Annotated in this window: 15 protein-coding genes; 11 read left to right on the top strand and 4 right to left on the bottom strand. The window is 61.6% G+C overall.

Annotated elements, in window-relative coordinates; all coding sequences use genetic code 11:
• Nucleotides 1-21: 21 nt before the first annotated feature.
• The 4 genes from I2E45_RS06555 to I2E45_RS10555 all read left to right on the top strand — a co-directional run bounded on the left by I2E45_RS06555 (nt 22) and on the right by I2E45_RS10555 (nt 3,531).
• On the top strand, nt 22-714 hold the full coding sequence (locus I2E45_RS06555; protein ID WP_195445133.1) for an AzlC family ABC transporter permease: 693 nt from the start codon (nt 22-24) through the stop codon (nt 712-714).
• Complete coding sequence (locus I2E45_RS06550; RefSeq protein ID WP_195445131.1) at nt 704-1,027, top strand: AzlD domain-containing protein; 324 nt, start codon at nt 704-706, stop codon at nt 1,025-1,027. The genes I2E45_RS06555 and I2E45_RS06550 overlap by 11 nt, the downstream gene beginning before the upstream one ends.
• A 150-nt stretch (nt 1,028-1,177) precedes the next feature.
• On the top strand, nt 1,178-2,200 hold the full coding sequence (locus tag I2E45_RS06545) for a 2-keto-3-deoxygluconate permease (protein WP_195445128.1): 1,023 nt from the start codon (nt 1,178-1,180) through the stop codon (nt 2,198-2,200).
• Between the two features lie 188 nt (nt 2,201-2,388).
• Nucleotides 2,389-3,531 (top strand): GGDEF domain-containing protein, encoded by a 1,143-nt coding sequence (locus I2E45_RS10555; protein WP_055287166.1) that lies wholly within the window; start codon nt 2,389-2,391, stop codon nt 3,529-3,531.
• A gap of 99 nt (nt 3,532-3,630) precedes the next feature.
• Here the strand turns inward: I2E45_RS10555 and I2E45_RS06535 are convergent, their stop codons facing one another.
• Both I2E45_RS06535 and I2E45_RS06530 read right to left on the bottom strand, forming a co-directional pair.
• Nucleotides 3,631-4,566 carry a DMT family transporter gene (locus tag I2E45_RS06535; protein ID WP_055287167.1) on the bottom strand — a complete coding sequence of 312 codons (936 nt, stop codon included), beginning with the start codon at nt 4,564-4,566 and terminating at the stop codon, nt 3,631-3,633.
• Between the two features lie 99 nt (nt 4,567-4,665).
• On the bottom strand, nt 4,666-8,412 hold the full coding sequence (locus I2E45_RS06530; protein WP_195445126.1) for a phosphoribosylformylglycinamidine synthase: 3,747 nt from the start codon (nt 8,410-8,412) through the stop codon (nt 4,666-4,668).
• Between the two features lie 184 nt (nt 8,413-8,596).
• On the opposite strand from I2E45_RS06530, the gene I2E45_RS06525 reads away from it, so the two are divergent.
• Nucleotides 8,597-10,159: a cation:proton antiporter domain-containing protein gene (locus tag I2E45_RS06525; RefSeq protein WP_006234446.1), complete on the top strand. Its 1,563-nt coding sequence runs from the start codon at nt 8,597-8,599 to the stop codon at nt 10,157-10,159.
• Between the two features lie 468 nt (nt 10,160-10,627).
• On the opposite strand, the gene I2E45_RS06520 is transcribed toward I2E45_RS06525, so the two are convergent.
• Nucleotides 10,628-11,377, bottom strand: a complete 750-nt coding sequence (locus I2E45_RS06520; protein WP_195445124.1) for an SDR family NAD(P)-dependent oxidoreductase — start codon at nt 11,375-11,377, stop codon at nt 10,628-10,630.
• 220 nt (nt 11,378-11,597) lie between these two features.
• Nucleotides 11,598-12,941 (bottom strand): homoserine dehydrogenase, encoded by a 1,344-nt coding sequence (locus I2E45_RS06515; protein WP_118934275.1) that lies wholly within the window; start codon nt 12,939-12,941, stop codon nt 11,598-11,600.
• A 583-nt stretch (nt 12,942-13,524) separates the two neighbouring features.
• On the opposite strand from I2E45_RS06515, the gene I2E45_RS06510 reads away from it, so the two are divergent.
• From I2E45_RS06510 to I2E45_RS06485, 6 genes are all read left to right on the top strand, one after another.
• A complete protein-coding gene (locus I2E45_RS06510; protein ID WP_035137075.1) occupies nt 13,525-14,712 on the top strand; it encodes an ABC transporter substrate-binding protein in 1,188 nt (395 codons plus the stop codon).
• Nucleotides 14,713-14,851: 139 nt separating this feature from the next.
• Nucleotides 14,852-15,733, top strand: coding sequence for a branched-chain amino acid ABC transporter permease (locus I2E45_RS06505; RefSeq protein WP_117582912.1), 882 nt, complete (start codon nt 14,852-14,854; stop codon nt 15,731-15,733).
• 9 nt (nt 15,734-15,742) lie between these two features.
• A complete protein-coding gene (locus tag I2E45_RS06500; protein ID WP_006234440.1) occupies nt 15,743-16,822 on the top strand; it encodes a branched-chain amino acid ABC transporter permease in 1,080 nt (359 codons plus the stop codon).
• A complete protein-coding gene (locus I2E45_RS06495) occupies nt 16,812-17,672 on the top strand; it encodes an ABC transporter ATP-binding protein (RefSeq protein ID WP_006234439.1) in 861 nt (286 codons plus the stop codon). Before I2E45_RS06500 ends, I2E45_RS06495 begins: the two co-directional genes overlap by 11 nt.
• Nucleotides 17,673-18,386 carry an ABC transporter ATP-binding protein gene (locus I2E45_RS06490; RefSeq protein ID WP_229058867.1) on the top strand — a complete coding sequence of 238 codons (714 nt, stop codon included), beginning with the start codon at nt 17,673-17,675 and terminating at the stop codon, nt 18,384-18,386.
• A 533-nt stretch (nt 18,387-18,919) separates the two neighbouring features.
• Nucleotides 18,920-19,822, top strand: coding sequence for an AraC family transcriptional regulator (locus I2E45_RS06485; protein ID WP_195445122.1), 903 nt, complete (start codon nt 18,920-18,922; stop codon nt 19,820-19,822).
• Nucleotides 19,823-19,844 lie beyond the last annotated feature (22 nt).

Below are 19,844 nucleotides of genomic sequence, written 5' to 3'. Positions count from 1 at the left end.
CCTTGTCAGGATGAGAAGCGTATGGTGCTCAAAATCGTTAGAACCGTCTGGCCGGTGATGCTTACCTATGTTGCAATAGGCGCGCCGTGCGGAATGATCATGGGGCAGACGGGAATGGAGCCCTGGATGGTCTTTGCCCTGAGCAGCACGTTTGTGACGGGCAGCGGGCAGTTTATGATCTGCAATCTTTGGCTGGCGGACGTGCCGGCACCTTCGATTATCGCGAGCGTTGCCGCCATCTCCTCGCGTTTTGCGCTTTACTCGGCATCGATCGCACCGCATCTGAGGGGTGCCTCGAAGCGTCAGACGCTGGCTGTTGCCGCGACACTTACCGAGGAGGCATATGGCATCTCGCTTGCCAAGTTGGTTGAAGGGGAGGATTGGGGCCCGCGCGAGTCCTTTGTGCTCAACGTGATCCTCATCGCAACATGGGGCATTTCGTGTACGATGGGCGCCATCGTCGGCGCCGTTGTCGATGTTCCCACCGCCATTGCAGCCTTTGTCTGCACCTCGCTCTTTATCTGCCTGCTCTTTTCGCAGCGGCTGTCGCGCGGTAACGTTGTCGCGGCGGTTTCGGGCGCGGTGTCCGTCGCCGTATGCAAGTTCTTGGGCCTCGCGAATATTGCCGTGCCGGCAAGCGTCGTGGTCGGCATTGCCATTGCGCTGGCGTGCGATGCTGTATTTGACGGAAGAGGTGCCCGCGATGCCCGTTAACGAGTTCTTGGTTCTGTGGCTGTCGTCGTGGGCTGCTATCGCGTTCTTTCGCATCGCGCCGGCGTTCGCCTTGCGCGGGCGGACCCTGTCGCCCCGTATTACCGAGGCCCTGGGCTATATCCCGCCCGCTGCCTTTGCCGCGCTGGTCGCCAACGACTTGGTGAGCCCCGGCGCGTTCGACGCGGGACTCTGGCCTGCCTTGGTTCCCTGGATTGCGGCCGCCGGCGTCGTGGTCGTGGCGGTCAAGACAAAATCGATGCTGTGGTGCTGCGTCTCGGGCACCGTACTCTATATCGTCTTGAGCCTTATATAGGGGTGGCGTCGCGGGCGCCGAATCTCGTTCCATCCCAACTTGTCGAATTTTTCACCGAGCTGGTCTATTTCTTCTGGTACCATGGTCAAACTTTACTGTAGCAAAGCGTGACGTGGGCTTTTGTACCCCGTCAGCGGAAATGGGGGTTTCATGGCACAGGAAGCAACCGCCAACGAGCAAAAGAAATTCAAGGTCCCGCGCATTCCGGGCGACATCATGATCTATCCGATGATCGTCGGTCTTTTGCTCAACACCTTCTGCCCGCAGGTCTTTGAGGTCGGCGGCTTCTTTACGGCTGCCTGCCGCGGTGGCTCCAACACCATCGTTGCCGCGATCCTGCTGTTTGTGGGCGCCGGCATCAGCTTTAAGTCCACGCCGGGCGCCATCAAGACCGGCATCGTCGTGCTGATCCCCAAGCTGGTCGTCGCAGCGGTTCTCGGCCTAGGCGTGGCATATTTCTTTAACGACAACTTCCTGGGTCTGAGCTCCGTGTCTATCATCGGCGGCATCACGTTTTGCAACATGGCGCTCTATACGGGCATCATGGGCGAGTTCGGCGATGAGTCCGAGCAGGGCGCCGTCGGTATCCTGTTCTTTACGGCCGGCCCCGCCGTCACGATGATCATCCTTGGTGTTTCGGGTCTTACCAACATCCCTGTCGGTACTATCATCGGCTCCATTTTGCCGCTCGTTATCGGCATGGTTCTGGGCAACTTGTTCCCGTTTATCAAGAACCTGCTGGTTCCCGGCGCCAATCCCGCGATCGCTGTAATTGGTTTTCAGCTCGGTGCGTCCATGAGCCTTTCGAGCTTCATCGCCGGTGGTATTTCCGGCATCTTGCTGGGCCTTGTCACGCTGTTTGTCGTCGGTCCCATCACCTTTGCGTTCGAGCGCCTGTGCGGTGGTAACGGCAAGGCTGCCGTGGCTTGTTCCACCATCGCCGGCACGGCTATGACCACGCCGGTTGCTCTCGCCGAGGTCGCTCCGCGCTATGCCGAGCTTGCGCCCACCGCGTATGCGCAGATCGCCACTGCCGTCATCATCACGGCAATCATGGCCCCGATTCTGACCGGCTGGGTCGATAAGAAGTTCTGCCAGAGCAAGGAAGACCTGTCGCCTGCCGGTGTCGAGGCCATCGAAGAGGCTGTCGCGACCGACATCGATGGCGAGTAGCAATCGATATCCATCAATGATTCCGGCGTGCAACTCGCGCCGTTTGAGCGCCCGAACGAGAGCTGTCTTGCAGTGACGTTCGGGCGCTCTGCTATTATTCCCCTTACCCCTGCGGAGTAGGGGGTGTTTGTTGCCCAGATTCGAATTGGGCGATTCTGGCCACTTGGATATTGAAGGGAGGGCGTCTAGTGGTAAAGGCACTCAAGATCGAGATATTCCTGCTGTGCATGATTATTCTTATCGGACTTGCCGTACGAAGCCGTCGCTCCCTGTTCTCGAGCACCCAGCAGCTTTTGTTTAGCATGCTGGGCTACACGTCTGCTGCCTACATTTTCTTCGATATGATCTGGACGCTCTCGGACGGCGTGAGCACTCCTGTAGGCATCACGGCCAACTGGATTTCCAACGCGGTTTCGTTTTCGCTGTTCGCCATCGCGTGCCTCATTTGGTTTTTCTATTCCGAGACGATGCAGGGCTCACGGCTCCTGACCACGCCCTATAGGGTGGTACTTTTAACGTTGCCAACCGCATTGGTGGTCGTTCTGGCATTTACCAGCTACTGGACGCACGCTATGTTCTATATCGATGCGCGGGGCGTATATCGTCGCGGAGCGCTTTATATGATTCAGCCTATCGTTAGCTACTGCTACGTCATATATACGTCCTTGCATGCCTTTATTCAGGCTCGAAAAGTCGAAAGCCTGCAAAAGAAGGCCATTTATCGCACCCTCGCCTTTTTTGCGGTTCCCGCTCTGGTGGGCGGTACCTTTCAGATCGTATACTCGGTGCCTGGCCTTTGTGTCGGCATAATGATTAGCATGTTGCTGCTCTATATCATCTGCCAGGAGCAGCTCATCTCGACCGACCCGTTGACTGGCCTCAACAATCGCAACCGTTTTGAGACCTATATGCTGTCGCTCTTCTCAAATGTGGATCAGGCCGAAGATGTATATCTGCTTATGATGGACGCTGACGGCTTTAAGCAGATTAACGATCGCTATGGACATGTGGAGGGTGACCATGCTCTTCAGGTAATATCCGCTGCGCTCAAAGAGGTCTGCTCGGCGTCTGGTGGCTTTATCGCGCGTTATGGTGGCGATGAGTTCGTGGTGCTCCAAAAGGCAGCGGCGGAACAGGACATCATACGTCTGTGCGCGGCAATCAACGACGAGCTCGCGCGCGCCGAGGTGCCGTATCTGTTGCGGATGTCCATCGGCTACGCACGGGTCGGTGACGGCGTCGATACCTGGCAAGACTTGCTTCGCGCTGCCGACGCGGAGCTCTACCGCGTCAAGGCCGAGAAAAAGAAGGCCGGCGTCCAGATACGCTAGGAAAAGGGTCGCACGCTTGCGTGCGTGGCGGCCCTCAGCTCATCGATGTATTCCATTAAGCTAAAGTGTGCGAACGCCCTCCCTAAAAAGGCGAGCTTGCTAGGCTTTTTTGGGTTTGTTGACGATGATGATGCCGCCGCAGACCAACAACAGGGCAACGATGACGGTAACGGGGCTCGTGCCAGCGCCCTCGCCGAGCAGCAGTGCGCTCAACAGCACGCCAAAGACCGGGTTCATAAAGCCAAAGACCGACACGCGGCTGACGGGGTTGACGGCGAGCAGGCGGGACCACAGCGAGTAGGCGACCGCGGAGATAAGCGCCATGTAGATGATGAGCGCGATGGCGGGGGCGATTTCGGTGGGGGACAACGTGCCGCCCATCAAAAACCCGATGGCGGTAAGGACCACGCCACCGACTAAAAACTGCCAGCCGGCGAGCAAGACGCCGTCATGCTCGCGCGAGAAGATGCCAATGAGGCAGGTCGACAGGGCGCCCGCAACAGTGGAGGCCAAGATAAATCCCTCGCCGTCGAGCGTAAAGCCAAAGGTGCCATCCGCGCCCGAAAGGTTGACGAGCGCGACACCGGCAAAGCCCAGTACGCAGCCGAGCACTTTGGCCGCATCGAGCTTTTCGGTGCGAAACGCCAGGGCGGCAAAGAGGATGGCTAGGAAGTTGGCGCTGGCCTCGATGATGGAGCTCGACATGGCGCTGGCGCGCGAGAGGCCCAGATAGAAAAAGAAGTACTGACCGATGGTCTGAAAGAGCGACAAGATAAAGATGGGCTTGATATCGCGTACCTGTGGGACGAGCGGGCGGCGCTGGGCCGCACTCATACCGGCGATAACCAGGATACCGGCAAGCGTGAAGCGCAAACCTGCAAAGAGCAGTTGCGAGGCGCTATCGTGCGCGGGGATGCCAAAGAGCTCGTAACCGATCTTGATGCAGGGGAAAGCCGACCCCCAGAGCGCACAGCAGACGAGGCAGCCCAGGACGAGTCCGGGCAGGGTGGCGAGATACGGCTTGCGGCTTTCCATGATGTCCTTCCTACATGCGCGAAGTAAAAAAGAACCCGCCACCGGATGTGTCGGTGGCGGGTGTTGTTACCCGAAGGGATTGTACCTGATGGGAAAGGTTTAAGCGAAGTAGGCCACGCCGCTCTCAAAGATCGGCATGAACTTATCGCCGGGGACATGCTCGGGCACGTTACGGTACAGGTTGTCGCCGCGACGCTCGGCATGGCCCATCTTGCCCAGGACGCGGCCGTCGGGGCTCGTGATGCCCTCGATGGCGAGTGCGGAGCCGTTGGGGTTGACGGAGAGATCCATGCTGGGCTTGCCGTTCTCGCCCACGTACTGCGTGGCGACCTGGCCGTTGGCGATCAGCTGGGCGAGCACTTCGTCATTGGCGACAAAGCGGCCCTCGCCGTGGCTGATGGCGACGGTGTAGGGGTCGTCCAGGCTGCACTGCGACAGCCACGGGGACAGGTTGGACGAGATGCGGGTGCGCACCAGGCGGCTCTGATGGCGACCGATGGTGTTGAACGTCAACGTGGGCGCATCGGGCGTGGCATCGACGATGTCGCCGTAGGGCACCAGGCCGAGCTTGATCAGGGCCTGGAAGCCGTTGCAGATGCCCAGCATCAGGCCATCGCGGGCCTTGAGCAGGTCGCGGACTGCCTCGGTGACCTCGGGAGCGCGGAAGAACGCCGTGATGAACTTGGCGGAGCCATCGGGCTCGTCGCCGCCCGAGAAGCCGCCGGGGATCATGACGATCTGGCTCTGGCGAATACGGCGGGCGAGCTCGTGGGTGCTCTCGGCGACGGCCTCGGGCGTGAGGTTGTTGATCACGAAGGTGTCGGCCTCGGCACCGGCGGCACGGAAGGCGCGGGCGCTGTCGTACTCGCAGTTGTTACCGGGGAACACGGGGATGATCACGCGCGGGCGGGCGATCTTGGCGCCGCCGTACACGTGGATATCCTTGGCGCGGAAGTCGATGGTCTCGACCTCGGGGGTCTCGCCGGCGCTGCGGTAGGCGAAGACGCCCTCGATGCCGCTCTCCCAGGCCTCCTGGAGCTTGGCGAGCTCGATGACCTCGGAGCCGGTGTCGATGACATAGCCCTCGACGGTGGTACCCAGGGGCTCGACGACAACGCCGTCGGCGACCTCGGGCAGCTCGGCGTCCTCGGCGAGCTCGACGATAAAGCTGCCGTAGAGCGGGGTGAAGAGGCTCTCTACGTCTACATCCTCGGCAAGCTCGATACCGATCTGGTTACCGACGCACATCTTAAAGAGGCTCTCGGCGCCGCAGCCGTAGCCGGGCGTGGAGATGGCCAGGGCGTTGCCGGTAGCAGTGAGCGCCTCGACGGCGTCAAACGCCGCGAGCAGCTGCTGAGCGTCGGGGCGGTAGTCCTCGCCATAGGTGGCGGGGGCGATGCGGACGACGCGGTGCGTGAGGCCCTTGAACTCGGGCGAGACGGCGCGGGCGGCCTTGCCCACGGCGACAGCGAAGCTGATCAGGGTCGGCGGAACGTTGAGCTCGCCGGTCTCGTCCTCAAACGAGCCGCTCATGGAATCCTTGCCACCGATGGCGCCGGCACCCAGGTCGACTTGGGCCATGAGGGCGCCCAAGACGGCTGCCGTGGGCTTGCCCCAGCGCTCGGCCTCGGTGCGCAGACGCTCGAAGTACTCCTGGAAGGAGAGATAGGCGCGCTTGTGCTCAAAGCCGGCGGCAACGAGCTTGGCAATGGACTCGACCACGGACAGGTAGGCGCCCGCAAACTGGTCGGCCTCCATCAGATAGGGGTTGAAGCCCCATGCCATGGCACTCGCCGTGGTGGTCTCGCCGTCCACGGGGAACTTGGCGACCATGGCCGAGCTGGGGGTGAGCTGCGTCTTGCCGCCAAAGGGCATGAGCACGGTCGCGGCGCCGATGGTGGAGTCGAAGCGCTCGGAAAGACCCTTGTTGGAAGCGACGTTGAGGTCGGTGACAAGCGAGGTCATGCGCTCGGCGAGCGTGGTGCCGGCCCAGCTGGGCTGCCACACGCTACGGGCGCACACGTGGGCGACCTGGTGCTTGGGTGCGCCGTTGGAGTTGAGGAACTCGCGGGACAGGTCGACGATGGCGACGCCGTTCCAGGCCATGCGCATGCGCGGCTCGGCGGTAACCTCGGCGATAACGGTTGCCTCCAGGTTCTCCTCGGCGGCGTAGCCCATGAACTCCTCGACGTCACCGTCGGCGACGGCGCAAGCCATGCGCTCCTGGGACTCGGAAATGGCGAGCTCGGTGCCATCCAGGCCGTCGTACTTCTTGGTCACGGTGTCAAGGTCGACATACAGGCCGTCGGCAAGCTCACCCACGGCGACCGAGACGCCGCCGGCGCCAAAGTCGTTGCAGCGCTTGATCAGACGGCAGGCGTCGCCGCGGCGGAACAGACGCTGCAGCTTGCGCTCGACCGGGGCGTTGCCCTTCTGGACCTCGGCACCCGAGGTCTCGATGGACTCGGTGTTCTGGGTCTTTGAGGAGCCGGTAGCGCCACCGATGCCGTCACGGCCGGTGCGGCCGCCCAGCAGGATGATCTTGTCGGTGGGGGCGGGGCACTCGCGACGAACGTGGTTTGCCGGGGTGGCGCCCACGACGGCGCCAACTTCCATGCGCTTGGCCACGTAACCGGGGTGATAGAGTTCATTAACCTGACCGGTGGCAAGGCCGATCTGGTTGCCGTAGCTGGAGTAGCCGGCGGCAGCGGTGGTCACGAGCTTGCGCTGCGGCAGCTTGCCCTCGAGCGTCTCGGAAACCGGGACGGTGGGGTCGCCGGCGCCGGTGACGCGCATGGCCTGGTACACATAGCTGCGGCCCGAGAGCGGGTCGCGGATAGCGCCGCCCACGCAGGTGGCGGCACCGCCGAAGGGCTCGATCTCGGTCGGGTGGTTGTGGGTCTCGTTCTTAAACAGGAACAGCCAGTCCTGGTCCTCGCCGTCGACATCGACCTTCACCTTGACGGTGCAGGCGTTGATCTCCTCGGACTCATCGACATCGGTCATGATGCCGGTCTTCTTAAGATACTTGGCGCCGATGGTGCCCATGTCCATGAGGCAGACGGGCTTGGCGTCGCGGCCGAGTTCGTGGCGCATCTCCATGTAGCGGTCGAAGGCTTGCTGCACCACGGCGTCGTCGATCGTCACGTCGTCCAGGACGGTGCCGAAGGTGGTGTGGCGGCAGTGATCGGACCAGTAGGTGTCGATCACGCGGATCTCGGTGATGGTGGGGTCGCGGTCCTCATCGCGGAAGTACTGCTGGCAGAAGGCGATGTCCGCCTCGTCCATGGCAAGGCCGCGATCGGCGATAAAGGCGGCAAGGCCGGCCTCGTCGAGCTCGCGGAAGCCGTCGAGCACCTCGACGGGCTGGGGCTCGGGGGTCTCCATGTACAGCGTCTCGGGCAGGTCGAGCGAGGCGATGCGCGCCTCGACGGGGTTCACCACGTAGTGCTTGATGGCCTCGATGGCGGCTTCGTCCAGAGCGCCCGAGATGATATAGACCTTGGCGGAGCGCACGGCGGGGCGCTCGCCCTGGCTGATGAGCTGCACGCACTCGCTGGCGGAGTCGGCGCGCTGGTCAAACTGGCCAGGCAGGAATTCGACGGCAAAGACGGCGCCATCGCTTGCGGGGAGCTCGTCGTAGGTCACATCGACCTGGGGCTCGCTAAAGACGGTCGGCACGCAGGAGCGGAAAAGCTCCTCGTCGATGCCCTCGACGTCGTAGCGGTTGATGATCCTCAGGGCCTCGATGCCCTTGATGCCGAGAATTTCGGTCAGCTCGCCCTTGAGCTGCTGAGCCTCGACGTCGAACCCGGGTTTCTTCTCCACGTAGATACGAGAGACCATTGGTTCCTGCCTTCCTGATCGGTTGGGCGTACGGTACGGTATGCGGCAGCGGTCGGTTTGCGGGGTCTGCCCTGCGGTCGCCTTGAGCCACATGTTTGTAAACCTCACTATGATACGACAGCTCGCGGCGCGTTGAGGACGGCGAGGGTGCTACAGTGAAGCGCAAACAAGAGAAAGGCATCACATGGCATTCGTTTCGCTCGCCATCATCGCACTCGTGGCCTTTGCGAGTCCTTTTATCGCCTCGGCGATTCCCGGAAAACCCGTTCCCGAGACGGTCTTTTTGCTCGTGCTCGGCGCGGTGCTGGGACCCCATATGCTCGGCGTCATCCATGTAGATGCTGAGGTCTCGCTTGTGTCCGAGCTGGGCCTGGCCTTCTTGTTCCTGCTTGCCGGCTTTGAGATCGACCCCAAGAGCATCACGGGCGTCGAGGGGCGCTACGGCTTGGCGACGTGGGTCGTCACGTTTGGTATCGCCTGGCTTGCCGTGCGCTTTACCCCGTGGTTCTCAGTCAGTCATTTCGACGGTATCGCCGTGACGCTTGCCCTCACTTCGACGGCGCTCGGCACGCTCGTGCCCATCATGCGTGAGCGCTCGCTCACTGGCACGCGTGTGGGCGACTCGATTCTCGCGTATGGCACCTGGGGTGAGCTCGGCCCTGTGCTCGCCATGTCGGTGCTGCTGTCTGCCCGCACTGGCATCCAAACGCTCGTAATCCTTGGCTTGTTTGCGGTGGTTTGCGTGTTGCTGGCTGTGGTCCCAAGCCGCTCCAAGCGTGTCGGCAGCCGCTTCTTTGCGTTTGTCGAGGAACGCGCCGATACCACGTCGCAGACCTTCGTGCGCCTGACGGTGCTCATCCTGGTCACACTCGTGGCGTTCTCGGCCGTCTTTGATCTCGACATCGTGTTGGGTTCTTTTGCCGCCGGCTTTGTCTTGCGCTATATCATCCCCGAGGGCAACCATACGCTCGAGACCAAGCTCGATGGCCTGGCCTACGGCTTTTTGATTCCGGTATTCTTTACCGTATCGGGCGCAAAGATCGATCTGACGGCCGTGGCGTCGCGCCCGGGTCTGCTCGTGGGCTTTATCGTGGCGTTGTTGATTATTCGTGCCGTGCCCATTCTTATTTCTATGAGCATTTGTCCTGCGACGCGCGATGTGTCGGCGTATGGTCGCATTACCGTGGCCCTGTACTGCACCACGGCCCTGCCGATCATCGTTGCCGTGACAAGCGTTGCCGTCAACGCGGGCGCGCTGTCGCAAGATATCGCGTCGGTCATGGTTGCCGCCGGTGCCATCACGGTGTTCTTGATGCCGTTGCTCGCGCAGCTCTTCTACCGCGTGGTCGACGCCGCGCCGGTCGCCGCCGTGGCAGAAGTTGCCGAGCATCCATCCGATGCGCTCGACATCCTGCGCGCCCATCACGATTTGGCGAGCCTGCTCGCACGTGAGCACGAGCTGCTGACTTCGCATGGCCATGGTCGCGTATTCGAGGGCTTGCCTACGCTCGATACGATTGCCGAGCGTCTTTCCGCCGAGGCGGCGAGCGGCCACATCGATGCCCGCATCGTGGACGCGGCGCATCTTCTTGCCGATAAGACCTATGGTGATGAGGTCGACCCGTCCGAGCTGACCCCGCGCGAGCGTCGCCGCCTGGAGCGCGCCAAGCTCGCCGTGCGCGAATACCGCCGCCGCATGCTGGAGCTCTATGCAAGAGAAGAAGCCGAGGACGACGACGGCAAGTAGTCGATACTCTCTCGGGGAAGCCGCGTCCCGCTTTGAAGGCTCGGAACGGGATGTGGTTTCCGAAACGGGGGCCGTTGGGAAACTGTGTCCCGGAATGGGCGCTCAGAGTGGGATGCAATTTCCGCTTTGGACCCCTGCCGGAAAGCGCGTCCCAGTCTGAAGGTTCAAAATGGGATGTGGTTTCCGAAACAGGGGCCGTTGGGAAGCTGTGTCCTGGAATGGGCGCCCGGAGTGGGATACCGTTTCCGCAGGAGGCCCATTGCGGAAACGGTGTCCCAGAATCGACGTTCAAAACGGGGTGCAGTTTCCGCAAGGAGGTCCTGGGGAAACCGTGCCCCGTTCTGAGCTGAAATACCGGGACGCAGCTTCCCCTGCAAACAGAACAAGGCGAGCTGCCTGTAGTTGATGCAGGCAGCGCGCCTTTTTGGTCGAGCCATGTTGAGGCTAGGAGCTGAGGCTTGTGGCCCCTTAGGAGCGGGCGGCTCCGTCGACGGGGAGCACGGCGCCCGTGACATAGGAGGACATGTCGCTCGCCAGGAAAACAAAAGCGTTGGCGACATCCTCGGGCTCGCCCATGCGGCCGAGCGGAATAGTGGCGACGATGGGCTTGATGACCTCTTCGGGTAGGTTGGCGACCATGTCGGTCTTAGTCACGCCGGGTGCGATGGCGTTGACGCGGATGCCCATGGGGGCGAGCTCGCGCGAGAGCGACTGGACCATGCCGTTGACGGCAAACTTGGACGTGGGATAACCGACGCCGGAGGGCTGGCCGTACTTGGCGACCATCGAGCTCGTGGTAGTGATGGTGCCGCCGTGGCCGGCCTCGGTCATAATCTTGGCGGCCGCCTGGTGACCGTTAAAGACAGCGACGACGTTGAGGTCCATGACTTTGGCGAACTCCTCGGCCGTGTAGTCCAAAAGGGGCGAGCGCTGGGAGATGCCGGCATTGTTGACGACCGTGTCCAGGCCGCCCATGTCGGTTGCAGCCTGGGTAAAGGCCTCGGTCACGGCCTCGAGCGAGGTGAGGTCGCAGGAACGGCCCCAGACCTTGGCGTCGGGATAGGCGGCTGTCAGCTTCTCAACGGCCGCGTCGGCAGTCTCCTGGCGCGAGCCAAAGACGGTGACGGCAGCGCCTTCCTCGATAAAACGGCAGGCGATCGCATAGCCGATACCGCGCGTGCCTCCGGTGATGATTGCTTTCTTGCCCTCGAGCAACATGGTGCTTCCTCTCATCGCGGGCGGACATACACGGCACAGCATAGCGGCGGCAAAATACAGCTGCCGTTGCATATCGGCAAACGGTATCCACGGTTGTTGACGAACGGTCAAGTTGTCCAAACGTTAGTCGACCACTTCGTGCAAAAGATGTAACTAAAAGGGGCTCCCATCCGATCGGACGGGAGCCCCTCATGCGTTGTTTGATTTGCCGAGAATCGGGCTAGTTGGCCATGACGCCTTCGGTCCAGGCCTCGACATCTTCGATGCGCAGGACGTTGGCGACCTCGGCCACGCAGTCGACGCTGGCAAGCTCGGCGGCGGCAGCCTGGACGTCCTTCTCGAGCGCGCGGTGCGTCAGGAAGATGACCGAGCAGGCATCGCTGACGCCCGACTTGCCGTCCTCGACCTGGTTGATGAGCGAAATCGAGATGTTGTGCTTGGCAAAGATGTCGACCGTCTCGGACAGGGCGCCCACGCGGTCGGCGACCTTCAGGCGCACATAGTACTTGGTCTGGAGCTCGTCCATGGGCTTAAAGGCGAGGTTGTGGCCATAGGGCTCAATCTCGGGCAGCGGGGCCACGCCGCGGCTGATCTGCTCGGAGAGCGACAGGATATCGCCCACGACGGCGCTCGCGGTGGGGAAGGAGCCTGCGCCGGCACCGTAGAACATGGTCTCGCCCACGGCGTCGCCTACCACGTAGACAGCGTTCATGGCGCCGTTGACCTTGGCAAGCATGTGGTCGGCGGGGATCAGCGTGGGGTGCACGCGGACGTCGACGCCGGCGTCGGTATTGCGGGCGATGCCGAGCAGCTTAATGGTGTAGCCGAGTTCGCGGGCCTGGGCGATGTCCTCGGCACCGATGGTACGGATACCCTGCTGGTACACATCATCGGTGGTCACGCGGGTGCCAAAGCCGATGGAGGCGAGGATCGCCGTCTTGCTGGCGGCATCGAAGCCGTCGACGTCGGCGGACGGGTCGGCCTCGGCATAGCCCTTGGCCTGTGCGTCGGCAAGCACGTCGGCGTAATCGGCGCCCTCGGCGTCCATGCGCGACAGGATGTAGTTGGTGGTGCCGTTGAGAATGCCGGCGATGGTGAGGATCTTGTTGCCCACCAAGTCGTGCTCGAGCGTGCTCACGATGGGGATGCCACCGCCGCAGCTGGCCTCGCACTTAATCTGCACGCCGCACGCGCGTGCCTTCTCGGCAAGCGTCTCGACGTGACGGCCCAGCAGGGCCTTGTTGGCAGAGACGACGTGCTTGCCGTGCTCAAAGGCAGTGGTGAAGATCTCGGTCGCGGGATGCTCGCCGCCGATCAGCTCGACGACGATGTCGACGGCGGGGTCGGTGACGACGTCGTGCCAGTCACTCGTAAAGGCCTCACGCTCAATACCGGCTGCTTCGGCCTGCTCCCAGGCAAGCGCACAGGCGCGGGTCAGCTTAAGGTCGATGCCGTAGGCGGCCAGGTACTCATCGTGGTGGCTCTTGATCAGACGGGCCACGCCGCCGCCGACGGTTCCCAGACCGATGAGGCCGACGTTCACGGTGCGCAGGGATTCGCTCATAGATAGCTCCTTTGTGCATCTTATAGATGGATTAACCGATTACAGGTTGAGTGCATTCTAGCGTGAACCGAGGGCGCGTGCTTGCCAGGCAACAGGAGCCGCATAAAACGGCACCCCCGAAACGCTGCGGAAACATTGGAAACACGCTCGCTACAAACGAACTTCTGTAACAAACTGTCAGCGTTTGCACCATAAGGTTTGCCCTGTGCGACTGGGGCATGCAGGCGCTCGTCGGCGTGGAATGACGAGGGCCAGGTCGAAAAGCCCGCTACGGCTTATGTGTTCCAGGACGGCAAGTACATCGCCACCTAAGCGCGCATAAAGCGCGACCGGTGAGGCTGTTTTATGCAGGGCGGGGATGTCTGTAGCAGAACGGAAACATTGCTTTTACACAATAAAGTGGCATTACTGCATAAAGCAATAGAAATACGCAGAAATATGGATAAATGAACAAATCCAAAGAAAAGTCGAAATAACCGCCACTTTTCCTAACTAAAGCGTCTACTATTTTGCGAACGCCGAACACGGCGAAGGATGGCCTGTCGGGTAACCGAAACCCGACGAGATTTGAGAGGAGAGCCGCATGTCGAGCCTCACCGGTAAGTCATTGAACCCTGTTATGAATCGCAGGAGCGTTATCGCGAGCGCAGCAGGTCTGGGGGCGATGTCCATTCTAGCTGGCTGCTCCTCCAACGGCGGCGACAGCGGTTCCGCTTCGGGCGACGCTTCGTTTAAGATCGGCACCATCGGCCCGCTGACCGGCGCCAACGCGTCCTACGGCAAGTCCGTTACCCAGGGTGTCGAGCTTGGCTGCAAGGATTTCTCGACCAAGGAGCTGCCGCTTGCCAGCAAGGCCGAGGATGACCAGGCCGATGGCGAGAAGGCCGTCAACGCCTTCAACACCCTGCTCGACTGGGGCATGCAGGCCCTCGTCGGTCCGACCACCACGGGTGCGTCGGTTGCCGTTGCCGCAGAGTGTGGTAACGACCCCAAGACGTTCATGATCACCCCGTCCGCGTCCTCCGAGGACGTCACCGACGGCAAGGATTGCGTCTTCCAGGTTTGCTTCACCGACCCCAACCAGGGTGTCAACGCTGCCAAGTTCCTGGCGCAGAAGTATGCGGACGAGAAGTTCGTGCTGTTCTATAACTCCGGCGACGCCTATTCTTCGGGCATCGCAGATTCCTTTAAAGCCCAAGCCGCTGAGTCCAAGCTCGAGATTGTTGACGAGGAGACCTTTAAGGACGACTCCGCCACGAGCTTTACCAACCAGCTGACCAAGGCCAAGCAGGCCGGCGCCACCATGATCTTTGCGCCGATCTACTACACGCCGGCGTCCGTCCTGCTCAAGAACGCCAAGGACATGGGCTACGACGTCAAGATGATGGGCTGCGACGGCATGGACGGCATCCTGGGCGTTGAGGGCTTCGATACCTCTCTTGCCGAGGGTCTGCTGCTCATGACCCCGTTCTCCGCCGACGACGAGAAGAACGCCGACTTCGTCAACGCTTACAAGGATAAGTACGGCGATACCCCCGACCAGTTTGCCGCCGACGCCTACGACGGCGTGCACGCGGTGGCCGAGGCCGTCAAGGAGGCCGGTCTTGGTGTCGACGCCGACCCGACCGAGGTCGCCGAGAAGCTGTCCAAGGCTATGCTCAAGATTACCGTTGATGGTCTGACCGGCAAGCTCACCTGGAACGATAAGGGCCAGGTCCAGAAGGAGCCCACGGCGTACGTCATCACCGACGGCAAGTACGTACAGGCCTAATTGGCCGCCTTACATAGAGCGGTTTTGATCCCAAGCAGGGGAGGTTTTGGCCTTCCCTGCTTGCTTGGTATCTAGGGACAGTGTAACGTCCCTGTTTCATACATCAACTGGAAACCTATTCGAAAGGGGGATGTGGAACATGACGGTCTTTATCCAATACCTGGTCAACGGCCTGTCCATGGGCAGCGTCTACGCCATCATCGCGTTGGGCTACACCATGGTCTACGGTATCGCCAAGATGCTGAACTTCGCTCACGGCGACGTCATCATGGTCGGTGCCTATGTCTCGTTCTGTGCCACGTCGTATCTCGGCCTCCCGGGCTGGGCATCTGTAATTCTCTCTTGTGTGGTCTGTACCGTTCTCGGTGTTCTTATCGAGGGCCTGGCATACAAGCCGCTGCGCCAAGCAGGCCCGCTGGCCGTTCTGATCACGGCCATCGGCGTGTCTTACTTCCTGCAGAACGCCGCGCAGCTTCTGTGGGGCGCCACGCCCAAGAACTTCACTTCGCTCGTCACCTTCCAGGTGCCGGAGTTCTTGGCCAAGTTCAACGTAAGCGCCGTCTCGCTCGTCACCATCGTCGCCTGCCTGGTTATCATGGCCGGCCTGATGTTCTTTACAGGTAAGACCAAGATGGGCAAAGCCATGCGCGCCGTGTCCGAGGACAAGGCTGCCGCTCAGCTCATGGGCATCAACGTCAACCGCACTATTTCGATGACGTTTGCCATCGGCTCCGCCCTTGCCGCCATCGCCGGCGTGCTCCTGTGCTCCTACTCGCCGGTGTTGCAGCCCACCACGGGCGCCATGCCTGGCATCAAGGCCTTCGACGCTGCCGTTTTCGGCGGCATCGGCTCCATCCCCGGTGCCTTTGTCGGCGGCATTCTCATCGGCATCATCGAGGCGATGGCGCAGGCTTACATTTCCACGAGCCTTGCCAACTCCATCGTCTTTGGTGTTTTGATCATCGTCCTGCTCGTCAAGCCTGCCGGCCTCTTGGGCAAGTACGTCCCCGAGAAGGTGTAGGTGAGCGTTATGAAGTTTCTTAAAGACAAGCAGACGCGTCACGACTTTGTCACGTACGCCATGTGCGTTGTGGCGTTCGCCATCGTGTTCTTTATGCAGTCCAACCACATGATCCCGCGCATGATCGCCGGTCAGCTGGTTCCCATCACGGCCTATATCGTCATGGCCATCTCCCTTAACCTCGTCGTCGGCATCGCGGGCGACTTGTCGCTGGGCCACGCGGGCTTTATGAGCGTCGGTGCCTATACGGGCATCGTCACTGCCGTCGCGCTGGAGAGCACCGTTCCGTCCGATCCGATGCGTCTGATCATCAGCATTGTGGTCGGCGCTATCGCCGCTGCCATCTTGGGCTTCTTGATCGGTATCCCGGTCCTGCGCTTGAGCGGCGACTATCTGGCTATTGTGACCCTGGCTTTTGGCGAGATTATCAAAGAGGTCGTCACCTGCCTCATTGTGGGCGTCGATTCCCGCGGCCTGCATGTGATCTTTAACATCACGGGTAACTCCACGATCGACGACCTGCACCTGCTCGAGGACGGCACCGCCATCATCAAGGGCGCGCAGGGCGCATCGGGCGTGTCGACCTATTCGACCTTCCTTGCCGGCGCAATCCTGGTTATGGTCGCGCTCGTGATTGTGCTCAACCTGGTTCGCAGCCGTACCGGTCGTGCCATTATTGCCGTGCGCGACAACAAGATCGCTGCCGAGTCTGTGGGCATCTCCGTCACCCAGTACCGCATGATCGCCTTCGTGGTTTCCGCTGCCCTCGCCGGTGCTGCCGGAGCCCTGTTCGGCGGTAACTTCTCGCAGCTTTCCGCCACTAAGTTCGACTTCAATACGTCCATCCTCATTCTGGTGTTCGTGGTCCTGGGCGGCCTGGGCAACATGCGCGGCTCCGTTATCGCCGCGGCGCTGCTCACGGTGCTCCCCGAGCTGCTCCGTCAGTTCTCGGACTACCGCATGCTCATCTACGCCATCGTGTTGATTCTGGTCATGGTCTTTACTAACAACCCACAACTCAAGGCGTTCTTCGCACGCATTAAGGACCGCTTTGCTTCCAAGAAGGAGGTGGCAGCCGATGCCCAGTAAGTTTGAGTTCAACAAGGGCAAGATGGTCCCGTATCCTTCTGGCGCCATCGTTCCCGACCGCGACTTGGGCCAGCGCCCGGCGCTCGAGTGCATCCACCTGGGCATTGAATTCGGCGGCCTTAAGGCGGTAGACGACTTTAGCCTAACCATCGGCAAGACCGAGATCGCCGGTCTCATCGGCCCCAACGGTGCCGGCAAGACCACGGTCTTCAACCTGCTCACCAAGGTGTACCAGCCTACGCACGGCACCATCCTGCTCGACGGCGAGGACACCTCGGGCAAGTCGGTCTACCAGGTCAACCGCATGGGTATTGCCCGTACGTTCCAGAACATCCGCCTGTTCAACACCATGACGGTGGAGGACAACGTTAAGGTCGGCCTGCACAACCAGGAGCGCTACTCCGGTTTTGAGGGCGTGCTGCGCCTGCCGACGTATTGGAAGCACGAGAAGGCCGCCCACGAGCGCGCCATGGAGCTGCTGTCCATTTTTGACATGGAGCACCTGGCAAATGAACAGGCCGGCTCGCTTCCTTACGGCGCTCAGCGTCGTCTGGAAATCGTCCGCGCGCTTGCCACCAACCCCAAGCTGCTGTTGCTCGACGAGCCTGCCGCCGGTATGAACCCGTCCGAGACCGCAGAGCTCATGGCGAACATCGTCAAGATTCGCGATACCTTCGGCATCGCCATCATGCTTATCGAGCATGATATGTCGCTCGTCATGAACATCTGCGAGGGCATCTGCGTGCTTAACTTTGGCAAGGTCATCGCCAAGGGCACGGCAGAGGAAATCCAGAACAACGACGCCGTTATCGAGGCGTATCTGGGTAAGCAGGATAAGGGGGAGAACTAAATGGCAGAGCCGATGCTTTCCGTCTACAACATTAACGTCTGGTACGGCGCCATCCACGCCATCAAGGACATCTCCTTTAACGTTAACGAGGGCGAGATCGTGGCCTTGATTGGTGCCAACGGTGCCGGCAAGTCCACAACGCTCAAGACCGTCTCGGGCCTGCTGCGCTCCAAGACCGGCTCCATCAAGTTTATGGGCGAGGACATTACCCATACGCCTGCCGACAAGCTGGTGGGCAAGGGCTTGGCCCAGGTTCCCGAGGGCCGCCGCGCCTTTTTGCAGATGACGGTCGAGGAGAACCTGGAGATGGGCGCCTATACACAGCCCAAGTCCACAATTGCCCCGGGCCTGGAGCGTGTCTACGAGCAGTTCCCGCGCCTGAAGGAACGTCGTCGCCAGGTTACCGGTACCCTTTCAGGCGGCGAGCAGCAGATGCTCGTTATGGGGCGTGCCCTTATGAGTAACCCCAAGCTGCTCATGCTCGACGAGCCTTCCATGGGCTTGGCGCCGATTCTGATTGAGCAGATCTTCCAGATTGTCGAGGACCTGCACAAGGCCGGCACCACGGTGCTTCTGGTCGAGCAGAACGCGCAGATGGCACTTTCCATCGCCACGCGCGGCTACGTGCTTGAGACCGGCAAGATTACCATGACCGGCACGGGCCAAGAGCTCCTGCACGACGACAACGTCCGCAAAGCCTATCTGGGCGGTTAGGCGGTTCCGCCGTTCTACCGAACGGCGGATCGGCCGACGCTGCGCGGGCACCAGAGCGACAACTAGTCATTCAAAGAAGACGGCATGACCAGAAGGTCTATGCCGTCTTCTTTTCATGCCAATTTGTTCGCCCTGGCGCACGCCCGCTGTCCGTCCTCTTACTGCGACTGTACCATGGTCCAAGGTGATCGATGGGCGGGCCGCTGTTCCTGGCGCTGTGCGCACGGAATGGGCTACTTGCTAACCCAGTGGCTAACGTCCCTCCTCAGCTTTCGATCGCGGCTGTCGCGTCGTTGGTGTGCCGCGCGCATCACGGCGCGGCGGGCATCCTCCTTCATGGCGTGCTCCTGAGCGAGGTTCCTGACAATGCAAAACGGGCATTCGCGGGTCGGATCCTCGTGCCGACGGTCTATCATCGAGACGGGCCGTCGGCGACGAGCCAGTCATCAAAAACTCTCATTATTCGCCCCTTGGACGCGAGGACTGCGCTGCCTTGTTGCCCCATGCTCTCTTCTCGGAAGGATGGTGACCCGATGGGCTGGATAGAGGGCCTCAACGACGCGATGGACTACATAGAGGCGAACCTCGAGGGGGACCTCGACCTCGCCCATGCGGCGCGGCTCGCCGCCTGCACCGAGGGACAGTTCCGGAGGATGTTCTCCTATATCGCCGGCATCGGTCTCGGGGAGTACGTGCGCCGGCGCCGCATCTCCCGCGCCGCGCTCGACCTGTCCCGCGGGGAGCGGGTCGTCGACGTCGCGGTCCGGTACGGCTACTGCTCCCCGACCGCGTTCAACCGAGCGTTCAGGGACGCCCTCGGGATCTCGCCCAGCGAGGCGAAGCGCCCGGGCGCCCCGCTCTCGGTCTTTCCGAGGCTTTCGTTCTCCCTCACCGTCACGGGCGCCGAGCCCCTGCCGTGGAGGATCGTCCCATGGGGCGGGATGCGCCTCGTCGGGGTGTCGCTTCCGTGCGGGCCGTCCGAGGCGGGCCTCCTCGCCCAGATGGGGGAGGAGGGGAGAGAGGAGCTCGGGAGGTTCTGGGGTGGCGCCTCGCGCTCCGGGAGCATCGAGGCCCTGCTCGCCCTCGCCGATGGCTCGGGACCCGAGGGGGTTCTCGGGGTCAACGTGTCCGAGGGCGGGGAGTCGAGCTACCGGATAGCGGTGGCGTCCTCGGGGGAGGCCCCCGGCTGGGCGGACGAGATTTACGTCCCCGCCGGCACGTGGGCCGTGTTCGGCTGCACCGGGCCGTGCGACGTCGCGACCGCCGAGCACTACCGCAGAATCTTCTCCGAGTGGCTCCCGTCCTCGGGCTACGAGCTCGCCGGCGACGTCAGCCTCGAGGTGTACCCGCATGGCGACTTCGCGTCGAGAGGGTATCGCAGTGGATTGGCAACACCTATTTGGACGATTCCGGGAGGGACAGCCCCGCCTCCCTGAACTCGACCGGAGACATGTAGCC

Origin of the sequence: Collinsella aerofaciens (assembly GCF_015555045.1) — a bacterium.
GTDB lineage: Bacteria > Actinomycetota > Coriobacteriia > Coriobacteriales > Coriobacteriaceae > Collinsella > Collinsella aerofaciens_W.
This window is presented reverse-complemented; position numbering and strand designations above follow the sequence as displayed.